Source organism: Streptomyces zhaozhouensis, assembly GCF_900230195.1.
Taxonomy (GTDB): Bacteria; Actinomycetota; Actinomycetes; order Streptomycetales; family Streptomycetaceae; genus Streptomyces; species Streptomyces zhaozhouensis.
This window is the reverse complement of sequence record NZ_OCNE01000004.1, coordinates 71,365-87,743: the sequence shown is the minus strand read 5'-3', so window position 1 is coordinate 87,743 and position 16,379 is coordinate 71,365. Positions and strand designations below refer to the sequence as shown.

Annotated in this window: 24 protein-coding genes; 1 reads left to right on the top strand and 23 read right to left on the bottom strand. The window is 69.6% G+C overall.

The genetic code is table 11. The annotated features are described in order from the left end of the window. Nucleotides 1-273 precede the first annotated feature (273 nt). From glmM to rplM, 3 genes are all read right to left on the bottom strand, one after another. Entirely contained in the window at nucleotides 274-1,641 is a 1,368-nt protein-coding gene (gene glmM / locus CRP51_RS08445) for a phosphoglucosamine mutase (protein ID WP_097230419.1), read from the bottom strand. A 122-nt stretch (nucleotides 1,642-1,763) separates the two neighbouring features. Then, entirely contained in the window at nucleotides 1,764-2,276 is a 513-nt protein-coding gene (gene rpsI / locus CRP51_RS08440; RefSeq protein ID WP_097230418.1) for a 30S ribosomal protein S9, read from the bottom strand. A 42-nt stretch (nucleotides 2,277-2,318) separates the two neighbouring features. After that, nucleotides 2,319-2,762 carry a 50S ribosomal protein L13 gene (rplM, locus tag CRP51_RS08435; protein WP_097230417.1) on the bottom strand — a complete coding sequence of 148 codons (444 nt, stop codon included), beginning with the start codon at nucleotides 2,760-2,762 and terminating at the stop codon, nucleotides 2,319-2,321. A gap of 339 nt (nucleotides 2,763-3,101) precedes the next feature. Here rplM and CRP51_RS08430 point away from each other — a divergent pair, with 339 nt between their 5' ends. Then, nucleotides 3,102-3,968 (top strand): hypothetical protein, encoded by an 867-nt coding sequence (locus tag CRP51_RS08430; protein ID WP_141514567.1) that lies wholly within the window; start codon nucleotides 3,102-3,104, stop codon nucleotides 3,966-3,968. A 489-nt stretch (nucleotides 3,969-4,457) separates the two neighbouring features. Here the strand turns inward: CRP51_RS08430 and truA are convergent, their stop codons facing one another. The 20 genes from truA to rplX all read right to left on the bottom strand — a co-directional run bounded on the left by truA (nucleotide 4,458) and on the right by rplX (nucleotide 16,377). Next, the gene (gene truA / locus CRP51_RS08425) at nucleotides 4,458-5,297 is read right to left on the bottom strand and encodes a tRNA pseudouridine(38-40) synthase TruA (protein ID WP_097230415.1); all 840 of its coding nucleotides are present in this window, start codon (nucleotides 5,295-5,297) and stop codon (nucleotides 4,458-4,460) included. 112 nt (nucleotides 5,298-5,409) lie between these two features. After that, the gene (gene rplQ / locus CRP51_RS08420) at nucleotides 5,410-5,928 is read right to left on the bottom strand and encodes a 50S ribosomal protein L17 (protein ID WP_097230414.1); all 519 of its coding nucleotides are present in this window, start codon (nucleotides 5,926-5,928) and stop codon (nucleotides 5,410-5,412) included. A gap of 116 nt (nucleotides 5,929-6,044) precedes the next feature. Continuing rightward, a complete protein-coding gene (locus CRP51_RS08415) occupies nucleotides 6,045-7,067 on the bottom strand; it encodes a DNA-directed RNA polymerase subunit alpha (RefSeq protein ID WP_097230413.1) in 1,023 nt (340 codons plus the stop codon). 157 nt (nucleotides 7,068-7,224) lie between these two features. Next, nucleotides 7,225-7,851, bottom strand: a complete 627-nt coding sequence (rpsD, locus tag CRP51_RS08410; RefSeq protein WP_097230412.1) for a 30S ribosomal protein S4 — start codon at nucleotides 7,849-7,851, stop codon at nucleotides 7,225-7,227. Nucleotides 7,852-7,879: 28 nt separating this feature from the next. Further along, on the bottom strand, nucleotides 7,880-8,284 hold the full coding sequence (gene rpsK, locus CRP51_RS08405; RefSeq protein WP_016473404.1) for a 30S ribosomal protein S11: 405 nt from the start codon (nucleotides 8,282-8,284) through the stop codon (nucleotides 7,880-7,882). A 70-nt stretch (nucleotides 8,285-8,354) separates the two neighbouring features. Further along, complete coding sequence (gene rpsM, locus CRP51_RS08400; protein WP_097230411.1) at nucleotides 8,355-8,735, bottom strand: 30S ribosomal protein S13; 381 nt, start codon at nucleotides 8,733-8,735, stop codon at nucleotides 8,355-8,357. A 186-nt stretch (nucleotides 8,736-8,921) separates the two neighbouring features. Beyond that, entirely contained in the window at nucleotides 8,922-9,035 is a 114-nt protein-coding gene (gene rpmJ, locus CRP51_RS08395; RefSeq protein WP_049567412.1) for a 50S ribosomal protein L36, read from the bottom strand. Between the two features lie 39 nt (nucleotides 9,036-9,074). Next, nucleotides 9,075-9,296, bottom strand: coding sequence for a translation initiation factor IF-1 (gene infA / locus CRP51_RS08390; protein ID WP_003948620.1), 222 nt, complete (start codon nucleotides 9,294-9,296; stop codon nucleotides 9,075-9,077). Between the two features lie 135 nt (nucleotides 9,297-9,431). Beyond that, the gene (gene map / locus CRP51_RS08385) at nucleotides 9,432-10,280 is read right to left on the bottom strand and encodes a type I methionyl aminopeptidase (RefSeq protein WP_097230410.1); all 849 of its coding nucleotides are present in this window, start codon (nucleotides 10,278-10,280) and stop codon (nucleotides 9,432-9,434) included. A 79-nt stretch (nucleotides 10,281-10,359) separates the two neighbouring features. Beyond that, on the bottom strand, nucleotides 10,360-11,013 hold the full coding sequence (locus CRP51_RS08380; protein ID WP_097230409.1) for an adenylate kinase: 654 nt from the start codon (nucleotides 11,011-11,013) through the stop codon (nucleotides 10,360-10,362). Further along, nucleotides 11,013-12,335 (bottom strand): preprotein translocase subunit SecY, encoded by a 1,323-nt coding sequence (secY, locus tag CRP51_RS08375; protein WP_097230408.1) that lies wholly within the window; start codon nucleotides 12,333-12,335, stop codon nucleotides 11,013-11,015. Before secY ends, CRP51_RS08380 begins: the two co-directional genes overlap by 1 nt. 197 nt (nucleotides 12,336-12,532) lie before the next feature. After that, the gene (gene rplO / locus CRP51_RS08370; protein ID WP_097230407.1) at nucleotides 12,533-13,009 is read right to left on the bottom strand and encodes a 50S ribosomal protein L15; all 477 of its coding nucleotides are present in this window, start codon (nucleotides 13,007-13,009) and stop codon (nucleotides 12,533-12,535) included. Between the two features lies 1 nt (nucleotide 13,010). Beyond that, a complete protein-coding gene (gene rpmD / locus CRP51_RS08365; RefSeq protein ID WP_097230406.1) occupies nucleotides 13,011-13,193 on the bottom strand; it encodes a 50S ribosomal protein L30 in 183 nt (60 codons plus the stop codon). Continuing rightward, on the bottom strand, nucleotides 13,193-13,792 hold the full coding sequence (gene rpsE, locus CRP51_RS08360) for a 30S ribosomal protein S5 (protein ID WP_097230405.1): 600 nt from the start codon (nucleotides 13,790-13,792) through the stop codon (nucleotides 13,193-13,195). The genes rpmD and rpsE overlap by 1 nt, the downstream gene beginning before the upstream one ends. A gap of 37 nt (nucleotides 13,793-13,829) precedes the next feature. Beyond that, nucleotides 13,830-14,213, bottom strand: a complete 384-nt coding sequence (rplR, locus tag CRP51_RS08355) for a 50S ribosomal protein L18 (protein WP_097230404.1) — start codon at nucleotides 14,211-14,213, stop codon at nucleotides 13,830-13,832. Between the two features lie 2 nt (nucleotides 14,214-14,215). Continuing rightward, the gene (rplF, locus tag CRP51_RS08350) at nucleotides 14,216-14,755 is read right to left on the bottom strand and encodes a 50S ribosomal protein L6 (RefSeq protein ID WP_097230403.1); all 540 of its coding nucleotides are present in this window, start codon (nucleotides 14,753-14,755) and stop codon (nucleotides 14,216-14,218) included. 22 nt (nucleotides 14,756-14,777) lie between these two features. Beyond that, the gene (gene rpsH, locus CRP51_RS08345; RefSeq protein ID WP_097230402.1) at nucleotides 14,778-15,176 is read right to left on the bottom strand and encodes a 30S ribosomal protein S8; all 399 of its coding nucleotides are present in this window, start codon (nucleotides 15,174-15,176) and stop codon (nucleotides 14,778-14,780) included. A gap of 85 nt (nucleotides 15,177-15,261) precedes the next feature. Further along, nucleotides 15,262-15,447, bottom strand: a complete 186-nt coding sequence (locus CRP51_RS08340) for a type Z 30S ribosomal protein S14 (RefSeq protein ID WP_097230640.1) — start codon at nucleotides 15,445-15,447, stop codon at nucleotides 15,262-15,264. Between the two features lie 43 nt (nucleotides 15,448-15,490). Next, complete coding sequence (gene rplE, locus CRP51_RS08335) at nucleotides 15,491-16,054, bottom strand: 50S ribosomal protein L5 (protein ID WP_097230401.1); 564 nt, start codon at nucleotides 16,052-16,054, stop codon at nucleotides 15,491-15,493. Beyond that, on the bottom strand, nucleotides 16,054-16,377 hold the full coding sequence (rplX, locus tag CRP51_RS08330; protein WP_097230400.1) for a 50S ribosomal protein L24: 324 nt from the start codon (nucleotides 16,375-16,377) through the stop codon (nucleotides 16,054-16,056). Before rplX ends, rplE begins: the two co-directional genes overlap by 1 nt. Nucleotides 16,378-16,379 lie beyond the last annotated feature (2 nt).

The window sequence follows — 16,379 nt, the reverse complement described above, 5'->3', positions numbered from 1 at the left end:
GCCCACCGGCAGTACGGGGGCGCGGGGAACTACGCGAGCAACCCAACACCGGGCCGCACCCGACACCCCACCCAGCCACGAAGCTCCGCAGTCGACCAACCCCCGCCACACAGCAATCGCGCAGTTCCCCGCGCCCCCAAGCCCGCCGTCACCCGCCGAACGCGAACCCGCACCCGACCGACCACGCCAGCCCACAACCAGAGGCGCGGGGAACTACGCGAGCAACCCAACACCGGGCCGCACCCGACAACCCGCCCAAGCCAGCGCCGCGCTTCAGCCCAGCGCCGACTTCACCACGTCCGCCAGGCCGCCGGCCACCGTCCGGGCCTGGGTCGCGTCCGCCGCCTCCACCATGACGCGCACCAGCGGCTCCGTGCCGGAGGGGCGCAGCAGCACCCGGCCCGTCTCGCCCAGAACGCGCTCCGCCTCGGCGACCGCCTCGGCCAGCTCCCTGCTGTCGGCGACCCGCGCCCGGTCCACGTCCCGCACGTTGATCAGCACCTGCGGCAGCCGCGTCATCACGCCCGCCAGCTCGGCCAGCGGCCGGCGGGTCGCCGCCACCCTGGCGGCCAGCATCAGCCCGGTGAGGGAACCGTCGCCCGTGGTCGCGTGGTCCAGCACGATCACGTGTCCTGACTGCTCGCCGCCCAGCGAGTAGCCGCCGCGGCGCATCTCCTCCAGCACATAGCGGTCGCCGACGGCGGTCTGCCGCACCCGCAGCCCCTGGTGCTCCATCGCCAGCGTGAAGCCCAGGTTGGACATCACGGTGGACACCACGGTGTCCTCCCGCAGCGTGCCGGCCTCCCGCATCGCCACGCCGAGCACGGCCAGGATCTGGTCGCCGTCCACCTCGGCGCCGTCGCGGTCCACCGCCAGGCAGCGGTCGGCGTCGCCGTCGACCGCGATGCCGAGGTCGGCCCCGTGGGCGAGGACCGCCTCACGCAGCGCGTTCAGATGGGTGGAGCCGCAGCCGTCGTTGATGTTGAGCCCGTCCGGGGCGTCGCCGATGCTGATCACGTCGGCCCCGGCGCGGGCGAACGCCTCCGGCGCGACCCGGGAGGCCGCGCCGTGCGCCGCGTCGACGACGATCCGCAGCCCGTCGACGCGGTTGGGCAGCACGCCGACCAGGTGCGCCACGTACGCGTCGAAGCCCTCGGTGTGCTCGGTGACGCGGCCGACGCCGGCGCCCACCGGGCGGTCCCACGGCTGGCCGGCGGCGTGCTCGCGGTAGAGGGCCTCGATCCGGTCCTCCAGCTCGTCGGCCAGCTTGTGGCCGCCCCGCGCGAAGAACTTGATCCCGTTGTCCGGCATCGGGTTGTGGCTCGCGGAGAGCATCACCCCGAAGCTCGCCCCCAGCGAACCGGTCAGATACGCCACCGCGGGCGTCGGCAGCACGCCCACCCGCAGCACGTCCACACCGGCGCTGGCCAGCCCGGCGACCACGGCCGCCTCCAGGAACTCGCCCGAGGCCCGCGGGTCGCGCCCGACGACGGCCGTCGGCCGACGCCCGCACGTACTCTCCTGACTCTCCGTCACGGTCAGCACCCGCGCCGCCGCCACGGACAGGCCGAGCGCCAGCTCGGCCGTCAGATCCGCGTTGGCGACGCCACGTACACCGTCCGTACCGAAGAGTCGTCCCACTGTTTTTCCTCCGAGTTCACCAACGCGGCCCCGAGACCGGTATTCCCTTGTGGACCCTACAAAAGGGGGCGCCCCGGCAGCACGGAAGTGCTGCCGGGGCGTGAGCAAAATCCCGCGAGCGATTACCGCTTGCTGTACTGCGTGCCCTTACGGGCCTTCTTCAGACCGGCCTTCTTCCGCTCCACCGCACGGGCGTCACGGGTGAGGAAGCCGGCCTTCTTCAGCGGGCCGCGGTTGTTCTCCACGTCCGCCTCGTTCAGCGCACGGGCGACACCCAGGCGCAGCGCGCCGGCCTGCCCGGAGATGCCGCCGCCGGCGATGCGCGCGACCACGTCGTAGCGCTCGTCCAGCTCCAGCACCTTGAACGGCTCGTTCACGGACTGCTGGTGCACCTTGTTGGGGAAGTACCCCTCCAGGGTGCGACCGTTGATGCGCCACTTGCCGCTGCCGGGGATGATCCGGACGCGGGCGATGGCGTTCTTGCGGCGGCCGGTCCCGGCGCCGGGGAGCGGGTCACCGAAGCGAGCGTTCAGCTCCTCGCCGGAGGCGGCGAAGTCCTCGCTCGCGCTCTCGGTGGTGTACTCCTCGACCTCGGGGACCTCGGCGTCCAGGTTCTCGGTGGTGGTCTCGGCCACGATTCTCCTTGAGATGTTTCTTCGTCTGAGGGTGTGGCCGGACTACTGCGCGACCTGGGTGATCTCGAACGGCACCGGCCGCTGGGCGGCGTGCGGGTGCTCGGGGCCGGCATAGACCTTCAGCTTGGAGAGCATCTGACGGCCCAGGGTGTTCTTCGGGAGCATCCCGCGCACGGCCTTCTCGACGGCGCGCTCGGGGTTCTGCTCCAGAAGGTCCCCGTAGCGCACCGAGCGGAGACCGCCCGGGTAGCCGGAGTGACGGTAGGCGAGCTTCTGGGTCCGCTTGTTGCCGGACAGGTGCACCTTGTCGGCGTTGACGATGATGACGAAGTCACCGGTGTCAACGTGCGGCGCGTACACCGGCTTGTGCTTGCCCCGCAGAAGGGTGGCGGCCTGAGAGGCCAGGCGGCCCAGCACGACATCGGCGGCGTCGATGACGTGCCACTGACGCTGGACGTCGCCGGGCTTGGGGCTGTACGTACGCACGGGTCGTAGCCTTCGCTTTTCAGTGAGTGGTTCCTGACAAGGCCACCCGGCGATCAGCAGAACCGTCGGCTCCCGGTGACGCAAACCGGGGTGCCGTCCGCTGGCGACCGTCCTGGTGGACCGGCGCTGGGCCCCTCACGTGAGATCGAGCAAGCCAAACGCATTATCGACCAGGCAGAATACCGCGCCCCCGCCAGAAGGGTCAAAACGAGCCCCCGGCCCCCACCGGGACCCGCGCCCCGCGCCGCCGTCGCCCGTTGCCAATCCGTGCCCACACGGCTACCAGAACGGCACGCACCGACGCCTCGGGCGGAGCGCGGCGCCACTAAACTGCGGGCCATGAGTCAAGGGCAGGGGGGACCCCAGTGGGTTCCCGGGGGAGACGCGCGGCCGAACTGGGACCAGCTGGCCGCCGACGCGGACCGGCAGCGCGCCAGGAAGCGCTGGACGGTCATCGGGACCAGCGTGGGCGCCGCCGTCGTCATCGGCGTCGTGGTGGCCCTCGCCATCGTCGGCCAGGGTGACGACGACGGCGGCGGCACGGCGGGACCCTCGGCGACCCTGCCGGAGAGCACCGACGAGTCCGACGACGCCGAGCCGACGTTCGCCGAGACCACGCTGCCGCCGGTGCCCTCGGCCCGCGAGTTCATCAGCGACCCGGAGAAGGACGTCGCGCCGTTCCAGGCCGGCGACTTCTTCGGCGAGGACCCGCTGGAGGCCGAGGACCGCTCCTACGCGCTGGTCGACAGCGACGGCAGCGAGGACTGCGCCTCGCTGGCCTCGGGCGCGGTCGCCTCGGCGCTGGCCGACGCCGGCTGCACCGGCCTGCTGCGCGCCACCTACGCGGGCGGCGGCGTCGCCGTCACCGTCGGCGTCGCCCAGTTGCCCAGCGAGGAGGCCGCCGCCGGCCTGCACGGCACGGAGGGGCTCACCGGCCAGCTCCAGGCGCTCCAGGGCGGCGACGCCGGCTCCCTCTGCGACAGCGGCGGCTGCCGCACCACCCGCAACCAGGTCGGCCGCTACGTCTATCTGACCATCGCGGGCAACACGGACGGCAGCCCCGACAGCGGCGACGGCACGGCCGCCCAGCAGGCGGCACGGGACGGCAACGACCACGCGTTCGCGCAGATCATCAAGCGCGGCGAGGCCCAGGCGTCCGCGTCCGCCAGCGCCATCGTCGAGGAACGCCGCCGCGCTCAGGAGTAGCCTCCGGCGAACCACCTGGCCGGTGCGGCACCGCAGCCGCCCGCACCCCGCCACCCAGCACTCGCGCCGGCGCGCGGACGACACCCCACCCGGGCCGGCCAGAACCGTCGTCGACCGACCCCCGCCACGGACGCACCGCGCGGTTCCCCGCGCCCCTGACGGGGCCCGACCCCGCCGGCGAAGAAACCCGCACCCCACGGCGAACGCCAACCCACACAAGGGGCGCGGGGAACTGCGCGAGCAACCACACACCGGGGCGAGGACGACACCCCACCCGAGCCGACCAGAACCGTCGTCGACCGACCCCCGCCACGGACGCACCGCGCAGTTCCCCGCGCCCCTGACGGGGCCCGACCCCGCCGGCGAAGAAACCCGCACCCCACGGCGAACGCCAACCCACACAAGGGGCGCGGGGAACTGCGCGAGCAACCACCCACCGGGGCGAGGACGGCGGCGAGAGGGTCCCCGGCGGGCGAGCAGCCGCCCCCGTCAAGACCCCAGCGTGCGCAGCGTCCGCGCCTCCCGGTTGCGGTCGGCCAGCAGCCCGTCCTCCGGGTAGGCGACCTCCTCCAGCGTCAGCCCGTGCGGCCTGACCACGTGCACCGCCGAGTCCCGCACCCCCCCGGCCAGCACCCGCGCCGGCCACTCCGGCGGCCGGTGGCCGTCCCCGACGAACAGCAGCGCCCCGACCAGCGCCCGCACCATGTTGTGGCAGAACGCGTCGGCCCGCACCGTTCCCTCGATCACGCCGTCCGCCCCCCGGGTCCAGTCCAGGGTCAGCAGCCGCCGGATGGTCGTCGCGCCCTCCCGCCGCCGGCAGTACGCCGCGAAGTCGTGCTCGCCGAGCAGCCGCGCCGACGCCTCGTTCATCGCCGCCACGTCCAGCGGCCAGTTGTGCCACAGCACATGCCCGCGCCGCAGCGGGTCGACGCCGCCCGGGTGGTCGCTGACCCGGTACGCGTAGCGCCGCCACAGCGCCGAGAAGCGCGCGTCGAAGTGGGCGGGCGCCTCGGACACCCGCCAGACCCGCACGTCGTGCGGCAGCCGCCCGGCCAGCCGCCGCAGCAGCCGTTCCCGCTGCTCGTCCCAGACCTCGGCCGGCAGGTCCACGTGGGCCACCTGCCCGCGCGCGTGCACACCGGCGTCCGTCCGCCCGGCCACGGTCAGCTCCCACGGCCGCTCGGCCCGTGTCACCACCCGCAGCGCGTCCTCCAGCTCCTCCTGCACGGTGCGCCTGCCGCGCTGCCGCGCCCAGCCGGAGAAGTCCCGCCCGTCGTACGCCAGATCGAGGCGCACCCGCACCCGTCCCGACTCGGGCTCCACGCTCACGACGCCTCCTCAACGCCGACGGGCCCGCACCCGGGGCGGGTGCGGGCCCGTCGAACCAGTCAAACCGGTCAAACCAGGAACCTCGGGAAACGAGAGACCGAGTCGAAAGGACTCAGTCCTCCTTCTTCTCCTCGGCCTTCTCCTCGGCCTGCTCGTCCTTGGCCTCGGCCTCGGCGGCCTCGGTCGCGGCCGGCTGCTCGGCGGCGGTCTCCCGCTCCTTGGCCGCGCGCCGGGTGGCGCCCTCGGCCTCGCCCACCGCGTTCTGCTGCACGGTCAGCGCCTCGACCAGCTCGATCACGGCCATGGGCGCGTTGTCGCCGCGGCGCGGGCCGATCTTGGTGATCCGGGTGTAACCGCCGGGACGGTTCTCGTACCGGGGACCGATCTCGGTGAAGAGGGTGTGGACCACGCTCTTGTCCCGGATGGTCTGCATCACCTGGCGACGGTTGTGCAGGTCGCCCTTCTTCGCCTTGGTGATCAGCCGCTCGGCCACCGGCCGCAGCCGACGGGCCTTGGCCACCGTGGTGGTGATGCGGCCGTGCTCGAAGAGCGAGGTGGCGAGGTTCGCCAGCATGAGGCGCTCGTGGGCGGGGCTGCCGCCCAGCCTGCGGCCCTTGGTGGGCTGAGGCATGACTCTCTCCTGTCATCTCTGCACCGGCCGTGTCAGGTACCGGTGTCAGGTCGCCCGGGGCGGGTGCCCCGGAAGTCAACGGCGGTCCGGGGCGGTCGCGTTCCGCCCCGGCACGCTCAGTACTGCTCGGTCTCCGCGAAACCGGTGTCGCCCTCGTCCTCGGCGCCGAACGCGTCGGCGGCCGTGGTCGGGTCGAATCCGGGCGGGCTGTCCTTCAGGGCCAGGCCCATGCCGGCCAGCTTCGCCTTGACCTCGTCGATCGACTTGGCGCCGAAGTTCCGGATGTCCAGCAGGTCCGCCTCGGAACGGGCGACCAGCTCGCCGACGGAGTGGATGCCCTCGCGCTTGAGGCAGTTGTAGGAGCGGACGGTCAGCTCCAGCTCCTCGATCGGCAGCGCCAGGTCGGCGGCGAGCGCCGCGTCCGTCGGGGACGGGCCCATGTCGATGCCCTCGGCGTCGACGTTCAGCTCGCGGGCCAGGCCGAACAGCTCGACCAGGGTCTTGCCGGCCGACGCCATGGCGTCCCTGGGCCGCATGGACTCCTTGGTCTCGACGTCGACGATCAGCTTGTCGAAGTCGGTCCGCTGCTCGACTCGGGTCGCCTCCACCTTGTAGGTGACCTTGAGCACCGGGCTGTAGATGGAGTCCACCGGGATGCGGCCGATCTCCTGACCGACCTGCTTGTTCTGCACCGCGGAGACATAGCCGCGACCGCGCTCGACGGTCAGCTCCATCTCCAGCTTGCCCTTGTTGTTCAGCGTGGCGAGCACCAGGTCCGGGTTGTGCACCTCGACACCGGCCGGCGGCGCGATGTCGGCGGCGGTCACCAGGCCGGGGCCCTGCTTGCGCAGGTACATCACCACGGGCTCGTCGTGCTCGGAGGAGACCACGAGCTGCTTGATGTTGAGGATCAGGTCGGTCACGTCCTCCTTGACCCCCGGCACGGTGGTGAACTCGTGCAGGACCCCGTCGATCCGGATGCTGGTGACGGCGGCACCGGGGATCGAGGAGAGCAGCGTGCGCCGCAGGGAGTTGCCGAGGGTGTAGCCGAAGCCCGGCTCCAGCGGCTCGATGACGAACCGGGAACGGAACTCGTCCACGACCTCTTCGGTCAGGGAGGGACGCTGAGCGATCAGCATGAGGTGAACTCCAGTCTTCGGCACCCGCTATTTGATGCCGAGCCAGACGATGTGTGCGAAAGAACGGGGGTCTCCCCCCAAGGGTACGGTCGTCGCCGGGTGAGCTGGCCCACCCGGCGACGACCGGTGTTACCCGTGTGACTCCGAGCCGCCCGGGTTACTTCGAGTACAGCTCGACGATCAGCTGCTCCTGCACCTGGGTGTCGATCACCTGGCGCTCGGGCAGCGAGTGGACCAGGATGCGGAGCCGCGCGGGCACCGCCTCCAGCCACGCCGGAACGGTCTTGTCGCCGGCCTCGGCCTGCGCGACCTGGAACGGGGTCAGCTCCCGCGAGGACTCCCGCACCTCGACGATGTCGCTGGGCGACACGCGCGCGGAGGGGATGTCGGTCTTGCGGCCGTTCAGCAGGATGTGGCCGTGCCGGACCAGCTGACGTGCGTGGTCGCGGGACTTGGCGAAGCCCGCGCGGTAGACCACGTTGTCGAGACGGGACTCCAGGATGCGGAGCAGGTTCTCACCCGTCTTGCCGGACTGGCGGTTGGCCTCGTTGTAGTACCCCCGGAACTGCTTCTCCAGGATGCCGTAGATGCGCGCGCACTTCTGCTTCTCGCGCTTCTGCAGCAGGTACTCGCTGTCCTTGGTGCGCCCGCGTCCGTGCTCACCCGGGGGGTAAGGACGGATCTCGATCGGGCACTTCGCGCTCTCGCACTTAGCTCCCTTGAGGAAGAGCTTCTGCTTCTCCCGACGGCAACGCTTGCAGTCGGCCCCGGTGTAACGCGCCATTGTCTTGGTGTCTCCTACTTCTGCTGGCTCAGACGCGGCGGCGCTTGGGCGGGCGGCAGCCGTTGTGCGGGGTGGGGGTGACGTCCTGGATGGACCCGACCTCGAGGCCGGTGGCCTGGAGCGAACGGATCGCGGTCTCCCGGCCGGAGCCGGGGCCCTTCACGAAGACGTCCACCTTGCGCATCCCGTGCTCCTGCGCGCGGCGAGCGGCGTTCTCCGCGGCCATCTGGGCGGCGAACGGCGTGGACTTACGCGAGCCCTTGAAGCCCACGTGGCCTGCGGAGGCCCAGGAGATCACGTTCCCGGTCGGGTCGGTGATCGAGACGATCGTGTTGTTGAACGTGCTCTTGATGTGAGCGTGCCCGTGGGCGACGTTCTTCTTTTCCTTCCGGCGCACCTTCTTGGCGCCGGCCGTACGGCCCTTTGGAGGCATAGAGGTGTCTCACTCCCGTGGAGGTGGTCGGTCCTGCCAGTGACGGACCGGTGGTCTACGTCCTGGCGGACTACTTCTTGCCCGGCTTCTTCTTGCCGGCGATCGCGCGACGCGGGCCCTTGCGGGTGCGGGCGTTGGTCCTGGTCCGCTGCCCGTGCACGGGCAGGCCGCGGCGGTGACGCAGCCCCTCGTAGCACTGGATCTCGACCTTGCGCCGGATGTCGGCCTGGATCTCCCGGCGGAGGTCACCCTCGGTCTGGAGGTTGTTGTCCACGTACTCGCGGAGCTTGACGAGGTCCTCCTCGGCAAGGTCGCGCACGCGGGTGTCCGGGCTGACGCCCGTGTTGGCCAGGGTCTCCTTGGCAAGGGTCCGGCCGATGCCGAAGACATAGGTGAGGGCGACCTCGATGCGCTTGTCGCGCGGGAGGTCAACGCCTGCGAGGCGTGCCATGTATGTGGCTCCTGATGTTTGCTCGGAGGTCTTCCGCAGCACCGTTCCCGTAAGACTCGAAGGGCTTACGAGCCGGGTCCCCGGCCTCCGACCGGGGGTGTCGTCCCCGCGCTGAGCGAGGGGTCGGGTGTCTGCGTCTCTTGTTGTCGCTCGCGTCGCGGCGAAGCTGCGGGGTCGTGCGGTGCGTCAGCCCTGGCGCTGCTTGTGGCGCAGGTTCTCGCAGATGACCATGACGCGCCCGTGGCGGCGGATCACCTTGCACTTGTCGCAGATCTTCTTGACGCTCGGCCTGACCTTCATGGACTGAGGCTCTCCGGGTCTCGATCTGACTCTTGAGTTCTACTTGTAGCGGTAGACGATCCGCCCGCGGGTCAGGTCGTAGGGAGACAGCTCCACCACGACCCGGTCGTCGGGAAGAATACGGATGTAGTGCATCCGCATCTTGCCGCTGATGTGCGCGAGGACCTGGTGACCGTTCTGGAGCTCCACCTTGAACATCGCGTTCGGGAGAGACTCGACGACCGTGCCCTCGATCTCGATGGCCCCTTGTTTTTTGGCCATGCTTGAGCGCTTCACCTTCCGGGATCGGCTACCTGGATGGCCCTGGGCAGACGGGTGCGCCAGGACCGACGTGTCAGTCTACGACGCCCCACCCGAAAAGACGAATCGATGATCCATTCCCCAGGGAAGAGATCATTATGCCAAGGGATCGGGAGCGGCCGTCACGCCCAGCGCCGCCAGCCGGGCCCGGCCGCCGTCCACGGCCGTCAGCACCAGGGGGCCCTCCTCGGTGAGCGCCACCGAGTGCTCCCAGTGCGAGGCCCAGGTGCCGTCGTTGGACTTGACCGTCCACTCGTCGGCCAGCACATGCGTCTTGGGGGTGCCCAGGGTCAGCATCGGCTCGATCGCCAGGCAGAAGCCCGGAACCAGCTTCGGGCCGCGCCCGCGCCGGCGGTCCACGTAGTTCAACAGGTGCGGGTCCATGTGCATCTCGCTGCCGATGCCGTGCCCGCCGTAGCCCTCGACGATGCCGTACTTGCCGCTGGCCGGCTGCGGCTGGCGGCGGATGTGGCTCTCGATGGCGCGGGAGACGTCGACCAGCCGGTTGCCCTTGCGCATCGCGGCGATCCCGGCCCAGAGGGAGTCCTCGGTCACCTTGTTGAGCGCGGTCAGCCGGGCCGGCCGCTCGGTGTCGGCGTCGCCGCCGACGAAGATGGTGATCGCGGCGTCCGCGTGCCAGCCGTCGACGATGGCGCCGGCGTCGATGGAGAGCAGGTCGCCGTCCTTCAGCACCGTCTTCTCGTCGGGGATGCCGTGCACCACCACGTCGTTGACCGAGGTGCAGATGTTGCCGGTGAAGCCGCCGTAGCCCAGGAAGTTCGGCTTGGCACCGTGGTCGGCCAGCGTCCGCGCCGCCACCCGGTCCAGATCGGCGGTGGTGGCGCCCGGGACGGCGGCCTCGGCACACCTGCGGTGCATCTCGGCCACCACCAGACCCGCGGCCCGCATCCGGGCGATCTGCTCCGGGGTCTTGATCTCCACCATCGGAAGGTTCCTTTCCCACGCCGGCCTCGGGCCGGCGGTCAGCCGGCGCCCGGGCCGGCGGTCACCCGTGGGCGCCGACTCAGCCGAGGCCGGGCAGCACCGCCAGGGCCCGCCGGGTCACCTCGGGCACCGGGGCGAGGGCCGAGATCGTGGAGACCAGGCCCTGCGCACGGTAGTAGTCGATGATCGGCTCGGTCTCCTCGTGGTAGACCGCCAGCCGCTTGCGGACCGTCTCGGCCCGGTCGTCGTCCCGCTGGTACAGCTCGCCGCCGCAGACGTCGCAGACGCCCTCCCGCCGCGGCGGGTTGTACTCGACGTGGAAGACGTGGGCGCTGTCCCGGCGGCACATCCGGCGGCCGGCGATCCGCTTGACCACCTCGTCCTCGGGGACCTCCAGGTCCAGCACCGCGTCGAGCTTCTGCCCCGCCTCGGCCAGGGAGGCGTCGAGCGCCTTCGCCTGGCCGATGTTCCGCGGGAAGCCGTCCAGCAGGAAGCCCCCCTGGGCGTCCTCCTGCGCCATCCGCTCCGCGGCCATGGCGATGGTCAGCTCGTCGGGGACGAGCCCACCCTCCCGGAGAATGGACTCGACCCGCCGCCCCAGCTCGGTGCCCTCGCTGATGTTGGCCCGGAAGAGATTGCCGGTGGAGATGTGCGGGATGGAGAGCTGCTCGGCCAGGAGTGCGGCCTGAGTGCCCTTGCCCGCGCCCGGCGGACCGACGAGGACGATGCGCATCAGCGGAGGAACCCTTCGTAATTTCGCTGGTGGAGCTGGCTCTCGATCTGACGAACGGTCTCCAGGCCGACACCCACGATGATCAGGATCGAGGTGCCGCCGAACGGGAAGTCCTGCTGCGCGTCGAACATGATCAGAGCCAACGTGGGCACCAGGGCGATCAGGCCGAGGTACAGCGAACCAGGCCAGGTGATCCTGTTCAGCACATAGCTCAGATATTCGACCGTAGGCCGGCCCGCCCGAATACCCGGGATGAAACCACCATACTTCTTCATGTTCTCGGCCACGTCTTCAGGGTTGAAGGTGATGGCCACGTAGAAGAAGGCGAAGAAGACGATCAGCAGGAAGTACGTGATGATGTAGTACGGGTGGTCACCGCCCGTGAAGTACCGCTGCACCCAGTCCGTCCAGCCGCCGGAGTCGTTCCCGGCGAACTGCACGAGCAGCTGCGGGATGTAGAGCAGCGACGAGGCGAAGATCACGGGGATGACGCCGGCCTGGTTGACCTTGAGCGGGATGTAGGTCGAGGTACCGCCGTAGGAGCGGCGACCGATCATCCGCTTGGCGTACTGCACCGGGATGCGGCGCTGGGCCAGCTCGACGAAGACGACCAGGCCCACCATGGCCAGACCGCAGGCGACGACGGTGCCGAACTCGATCCAGCCGCCGGCCAGGGTGCCCTGCTGCTTGATCTGCCACAGCGAGGCGGGGAAGCCCGCGGCGATCGAGACGAACATCAGCATGGACATGCCGTTGCCGATGCCCCGGTCGGTGATCAGCTCACCCATCCACATGATGAGGGCGGTGGCCGAGGTCAGCGCGACGACCATCACCAGCGTGGTGAAGATCGAGTCGTCCGGGATGATGTCGTTGGCCACCGTGCACTGCGGGAACAGGGTGCCACTGCGCGCGGTCGCGACCAGGCCGGTGGCCTGGAGCACCGCGAGGGCGATCGTCAGATACCGGGTGTACTGGGTGATCTTCGCCTGCCCGGACTGGCCCTCCTTCTTCAGGGCCTCCAGCCTCGGGATCACCACCACCAGCAGCTGGAGGATGATGCTCGCCGTGATGTACGGCATGATCCCCAGGGCGAAGATGGTGAGTTGCAGCAGCGCGCCGCCGCTGAACATGTTGACGAGGCCGAACAGCCCTGAACCGGCGCCCGCTTCGGCCTCTTTCACACATTGATCGACGTTCTGGAAGCTGACCCCCGGCACCGGTACGTGCTGGCCCAGGCGGAACACCACGACGATGCCCAGGGTGAAGAGCAGCTTTTTACGCAGATCAGGCGTTTGGAACGCCCGGGCGAACGCGGTGAGCACGGCTCCTCCTGCACCCCCCTGCGGCCACGCGGGAGGTTAGGGTCTTGAAGTCCAACGGATATGACAGTTCAGGTCAGGCGGCGACACAACGACCGCCACCTTACCGGCGGATGGGCCCGGCCGGAACGACTGACCGGGGATGCCCGCTGACAGGCATCCCCGGTCACTCAGCTAACCGGCCGAAGTTCCACCGGCTTTCAGGACAACTCGGTCACGGAGCCACCGGCCGCGGTGATCTTCTCCTTGGCGGAGGCGGAGACGGCGTCAACCGTCACCGTCAGCGCCACCGAGATCTCGCCGCTGCCCAGCACCTTCACGAGCTCGTTCTTCCGCACCGCGCCCTTGGCGACCAGGTCCGCCTTGGTCACCTCGCCACCCTCCGGAAAGAGGGAAGCGAGGCGCTCGACGTTGACGACCTGGAAGTTCTTGTGGGCGGGGTTCTTGAAGCCCTTGAGCTTGGGCAGCCGCTGGATCAGCGGGAGTTGCCCACCCTCGAAGCCGGCGCGCACCTGGTAACGGGCCTTGGTGCCCTTGGTGCCGCGACCCGCGGTCTTGCCCTTCGACGCCTCACCGCGACCCACACGGACCTTGGACTTCTTGGCGCCGGGGGCCGGCCTGAGGTCGTGCAGCTTCAGCGGGCCGTCCGACGCGTTTCCCTTGGCGAGATCCGCCATCTCAGTCCACCTCCTCGACCGTCACCAGATGCCGCACGGTCTTGGCCATGCCACGGATCTCCGGCCGGTCCTCCTTGACCACCACGTCGTTGATCCGCCGCAGCCCGAGGGAACGCAGCGTCTCGCGGTGGTTCTGCTTGGTCCCGATGCGGGACCTGACCTGGGTGATCTTCAGCTGCGCCATCACGCACCCACCCCGGCGCGGGCACGCAGCAGGGCGGCCGGCGCCACGTCTTCGAGGGGCAGACCGCGGCGGGCCGCGATCTCCTCGGGACGCTGGAGACCGCGCAGGGCGGCCACCGTGGCGTGCACGATGTTGATCGGGTTCGACGAACCGAGCGACTTGCTGAGCACGTCGTGGATGCCGGCGCACTCCAGCACGGCGCGCACCGGGCCACCGGCGATCACACCGGTACCGGGCGAAGCCGGCTTCAGCAGCACCATCCCGGCCGCCTCCTCACCCTTGATCGGGTGGGGAATCGTGCCCTGGATGCGGGGGACCTTGAAGAAGTGCTTCTTCGCGGCCTCCACGCCCTTGGCGATGGCGGCCGGCACCTCCTTGGCCTTGCCGTAGCCGACACCGACGGTGCCGTCGCCGTCGCCCACCACGACCAACGCGGTGAAGCTGAAGCGACGACCACCCTGAACTACCTTGGCGACGCGGTTGATCGCGACGACGCGCTCGACGTACGCGGTCTTCTCGGCGGCCGAGCCACCGTCCCGACCCTTACGATCCCGCCGCTCGCCACCGGCGCCGCCACCGCGACGCTGGGGTCCAGCCATTGGAATTACCTCTCTCGAATCTTCGGACGGGACCGGCTCAGAACTTGAGCCCGGCCTCGCGGGCGGCATCGGCCAACGCCGCCACCCGGCCGGCGTACTTGTTGCCACCGCGGTCGAACACGACGCTCTCCACACCGGCGGCCTTGGCCCGCTCGGCGACCAGGGCGCCGACCTGCTTGGCCTTGTCGCTCTTGGCGCCGTCGACGCCACGGATGGAGACGTCGAGCGACGAGGCCGAGGCGACCGTGTGACCGGCGGAGTCGTCCACGATCTGCGCCACCATGTGGCGGTTCGACCGGGTCACCACCAGACGCGGGCGCTCGGGCGTGCCCAAGATCTTCTTGCGGATGCGGATGTGCCGCCGCTTGGTCGCCACCCGCTTGCGGGCGTCGCCCTTGGCGATCTTGACACCGTATGCCATGGCTACTTACCAGCCTTTCCGACCTTGCGGCGGATGACTTCGCCCTCGTACTTCACGCCCTTGGCCTTGTACGGGTCGGGCTTCCGCAGCTTGCGGATCTTCGCCGCGACCTCGCCGACCTTCTGCTTGTCGATGCCCTCGACGCTGAAGCGGGTGGGCGACTCGACCTTGAAGGCGATTCCCTCCGGGGGCTCCACCAGGATCGGGTGGCTGTAGCCGAGCGAGAACTCCAGGTTGGAGCCCTTCGCCTGGACGCGGTAGCCAACTCCGCTGATTTCGAGCTTCTTGACGTACCCCTCGGTCACACCGGTGATCATGTTGGCCACCAGGGTGCGCGAGAGACCGTGCAGCGCGCGATTGCGGTTCTCGTCGTTGGGCCGGGAGACGACGATCAGACCGTCCTCGCCCTTGGCCACCTCGATCGGCGCGGCGATGGCCTGCGACAGGTTGCCCTTGGGGCCCTTCACCGCGACCGTGGCGCCGTCGATGGTGACGTCCACGCCGGCGGGAACCTGGATGGGCATCTTGCCAATACGTGACATGGCTGTCCTCCGTTCCCTTCCGTCACCAGACGTAGGCGAGGACTTCCCCGCCCACGTTCTTCTTCTGAGCCTGCTTGTCGGTCAGCAGGCCGTTCGACGTGGAGATGATCGCCACGCCCAGGCCGCCAAGCACGCGCGGCAGCGCGGTGGACTTGGCGTAGACCCGCAGCCCCGGCTTGGAGATGCGCTTGATGCCAGCGATCGAACGCTCGCGGTTCGGGCCGTACTTCAGCTCCAGAACGAGGCTGGTGCCCACCTGGGCGTCCTCGGTCTTCCAGCCGGTGATGTAGCCCTCCTGCTGGAGGATCTCCGCGATGTGCGACTTCAGCTTGCTGTGCGGCATCACCACGGTGTCGTGGTAAGCCGAGTTCGCGTTACGCAGACGGGTCAGCATGTCTGCGATCGGGTCGGTCATGGTCATGAAACGGCCTTGGGCCTCTCTCGCCGGGGTTTCCGCAGGCTCCCCAGGAGTCGGGGAGCCCACCGGACCTACGGCGTAGTCGTTGTTACCAGGAACTCTTGGTGACGCCCGGCAGCTCGCCGCGGTGCGCCATCTCACGCAGGCACACGCGGCACAGGCCGAACTTCCGGTACACCGAGTGCGGCCGGCCGCAGCGCTGGCAGCGGGTGTACCCACGCACCGAGAACTTGGGCTTGCGGGCGGCCTTGGCGATCAGAGCCTTCTTCGCCACGCTCACGCCTCCTTGTTTCGATACTCAGCCATCGTGCGACGCCTCAGGCTTCCTTGAACGGGAATCCGAGGTGACGCAGCAGGCTGCGACCCTCGTCATCGGTCTGGGCCGTGGTGACCACGGTGATGTCCATGCCGCGAACCCGGTCGATCCGGTCGGGGTCGATCTCATGGAACATGACCTGCTCGGTCAGGCCGAAGGTGTAGTTGCCGCGCCCGTCGAACTGCTTGGGCGACAGGCCGCGGAAGTCACGGATCCGCGGCAGCGCCAGCGACAGCAGACGGTCGAGGAACTCCCACATCCGGTCGCCGCGGAGCGTCACATGCGCACCGATCGGCTGACCCTCGCGCAGCTTGAACTGCGCGATCGACTTGCGGGCCTTGGTCACGGTCGGCTTCTGGCCGGTGATCGTGGCGAGGTCGCGCACGGCGCCCTCGATCAGCTTGGAGTCGCGGGCGGCGTCGCCCACACCCATGTTGACCACGATCTTGGTCAGGCCCGGCACCTGCATGACGTTGCCGTAGGCGTACTCGTCACGCAGCTTGCCGATGATCTCTTCGCGGTACCGCGTCTTGAAGCGCGGTGCGGTGCTGGTGGCAGTGGTCATCAGATGTCCTCACCGGTCCGGCGCGCGACGCGGATCTTGGTGCCGTCCTCGTCGAACCGGTAGCCGACCCGGGTGGTGACCTTCTTGCCGTCCTGCTCCACGACCAGCTGAACATTGCTGACATGGACGGGGGCCTCGGTGGTGATGATCCCACCGGTCTTGGAACCACGCGCCGTCGTACCGGCCTTGGTGTGCTTCTTGACCCGGTTGACACCCTCGACCAGGACGCGGTCCTCGCGGGGGAAGGCCACGATGACCTTGCCCTGCTTGCCCTTGTCCTTGCCGGTGATGACCTGAACCAGGTCGCCCTTCTTGATCTTCATCG

What these genes read in the sequence shown, in the direction of transcription:
- CRP51_RS08430 (WP_141514567.1), top strand. Translation starts at nt 3,102, where the DNA reads ATGAGTCAAGGGCAGGGGGGACCCCAGTGGGTTCCCGGGGGAGACGCG.
- rplQ (WP_097230414.1), bottom strand. Translation starts at nt 5,928, where the DNA reads ATGCCTCAGCCCACCAAGGGCCGCAGGCTGGGCGGCAGCCCCGCCCAC.
- CRP51_RS08415 (WP_097230413.1), bottom strand. Translation starts at nt 7,067, where the DNA reads ATGCTGATCGCTCAGCGTCCCTCCCTGACCGAAGAGGTCGTGGACGAG.
- rpsD (WP_097230412.1), bottom strand. Translation starts at nt 7,851, where the DNA reads ATGGCGCGTTACACCGGGGCCGACTGCAAGCGTTGCCGTCGGGAGAAG.
- rpsK (WP_016473404.1), bottom strand. Translation starts at nt 8,284, where the DNA reads ATGCCTCCAAAGGGCCGTACGGCCGGCGCCAAGAAGGTGCGCCGGAAG.
- rpsM (WP_097230411.1), bottom strand. Translation starts at nt 8,735, where the DNA reads ATGGCACGCCTCGCAGGCGTTGACCTCCCGCGCGACAAGCGCATCGAG.
- rpmJ (WP_049567412.1), bottom strand. Translation starts at nt 9,035, where the DNA reads ATGAAGGTCAGGCCGAGCGTCAAGAAGATCTGCGACAAGTGCAAGGTG.
- infA (WP_003948620.1), bottom strand. Translation starts at nt 9,296, where the DNA reads ATGGCCAAAAAACAAGGGGCCATCGAGATCGAGGGCACGGTCGTCGAG.
- map (WP_097230410.1), bottom strand. Translation starts at nt 10,280, where the DNA reads ATGGTGGAGATCAAGACCCCGGAGCAGATCGCCCGGATGCGGGCCGCG.
- CRP51_RS08380 (WP_097230409.1), bottom strand. Translation starts at nt 11,013, where the DNA reads ATGCGCATCGTCCTCGTCGGTCCGCCGGGCGCGGGCAAGGGCACTCAG.
- rplO (WP_097230407.1), bottom strand. Translation starts at nt 13,009, where the DNA reads ATGGCGGATCTCGCCAAGGGAAACGCGTCGGACGGCCCGCTGAAGCTG.
- rpmD (WP_097230406.1), bottom strand. Translation starts at nt 13,193, where the DNA reads ATGGCGCAGCTGAAGATCACCCAGGTCAGGTCCCGCATCGGGACCAAG.
- rpsE (WP_097230405.1), bottom strand. Translation starts at nt 13,792, where the DNA reads ATGGCTGGACCCCAGCGTCGCGGTGGCGGCGCCGGTGGCGAGCGGCGG.
- rplR (WP_097230404.1), bottom strand. Translation starts at nt 14,213, where the DNA reads ATGGCATACGGTGTCAAGATCGCCAAGGGCGACGCCCGCAAGCGGGTG.
- rplF (WP_097230403.1), bottom strand. Translation starts at nt 14,755, where the DNA reads ATGTCACGTATTGGCAAGATGCCCATCCAGGTTCCCGCCGGCGTGGAC.
- rpsH (WP_097230402.1), bottom strand. Translation starts at nt 15,176, where the DNA reads ATGACCATGACCGACCCGATCGCAGACATGCTGACCCGTCTGCGTAAC.
- rplE (WP_097230401.1), bottom strand. Translation starts at nt 16,054, where the DNA reads ATGACCACTGCCACCAGCACCGCACCGCGCTTCAAGACGCGGTACCGC.
- rplX (WP_097230400.1), bottom strand. Translation starts at nt 16,377, where the DNA reads ATGAAGATCAAGAAGGGCGACCTGGTTCAGGTCATCACCGGCAAGGAC.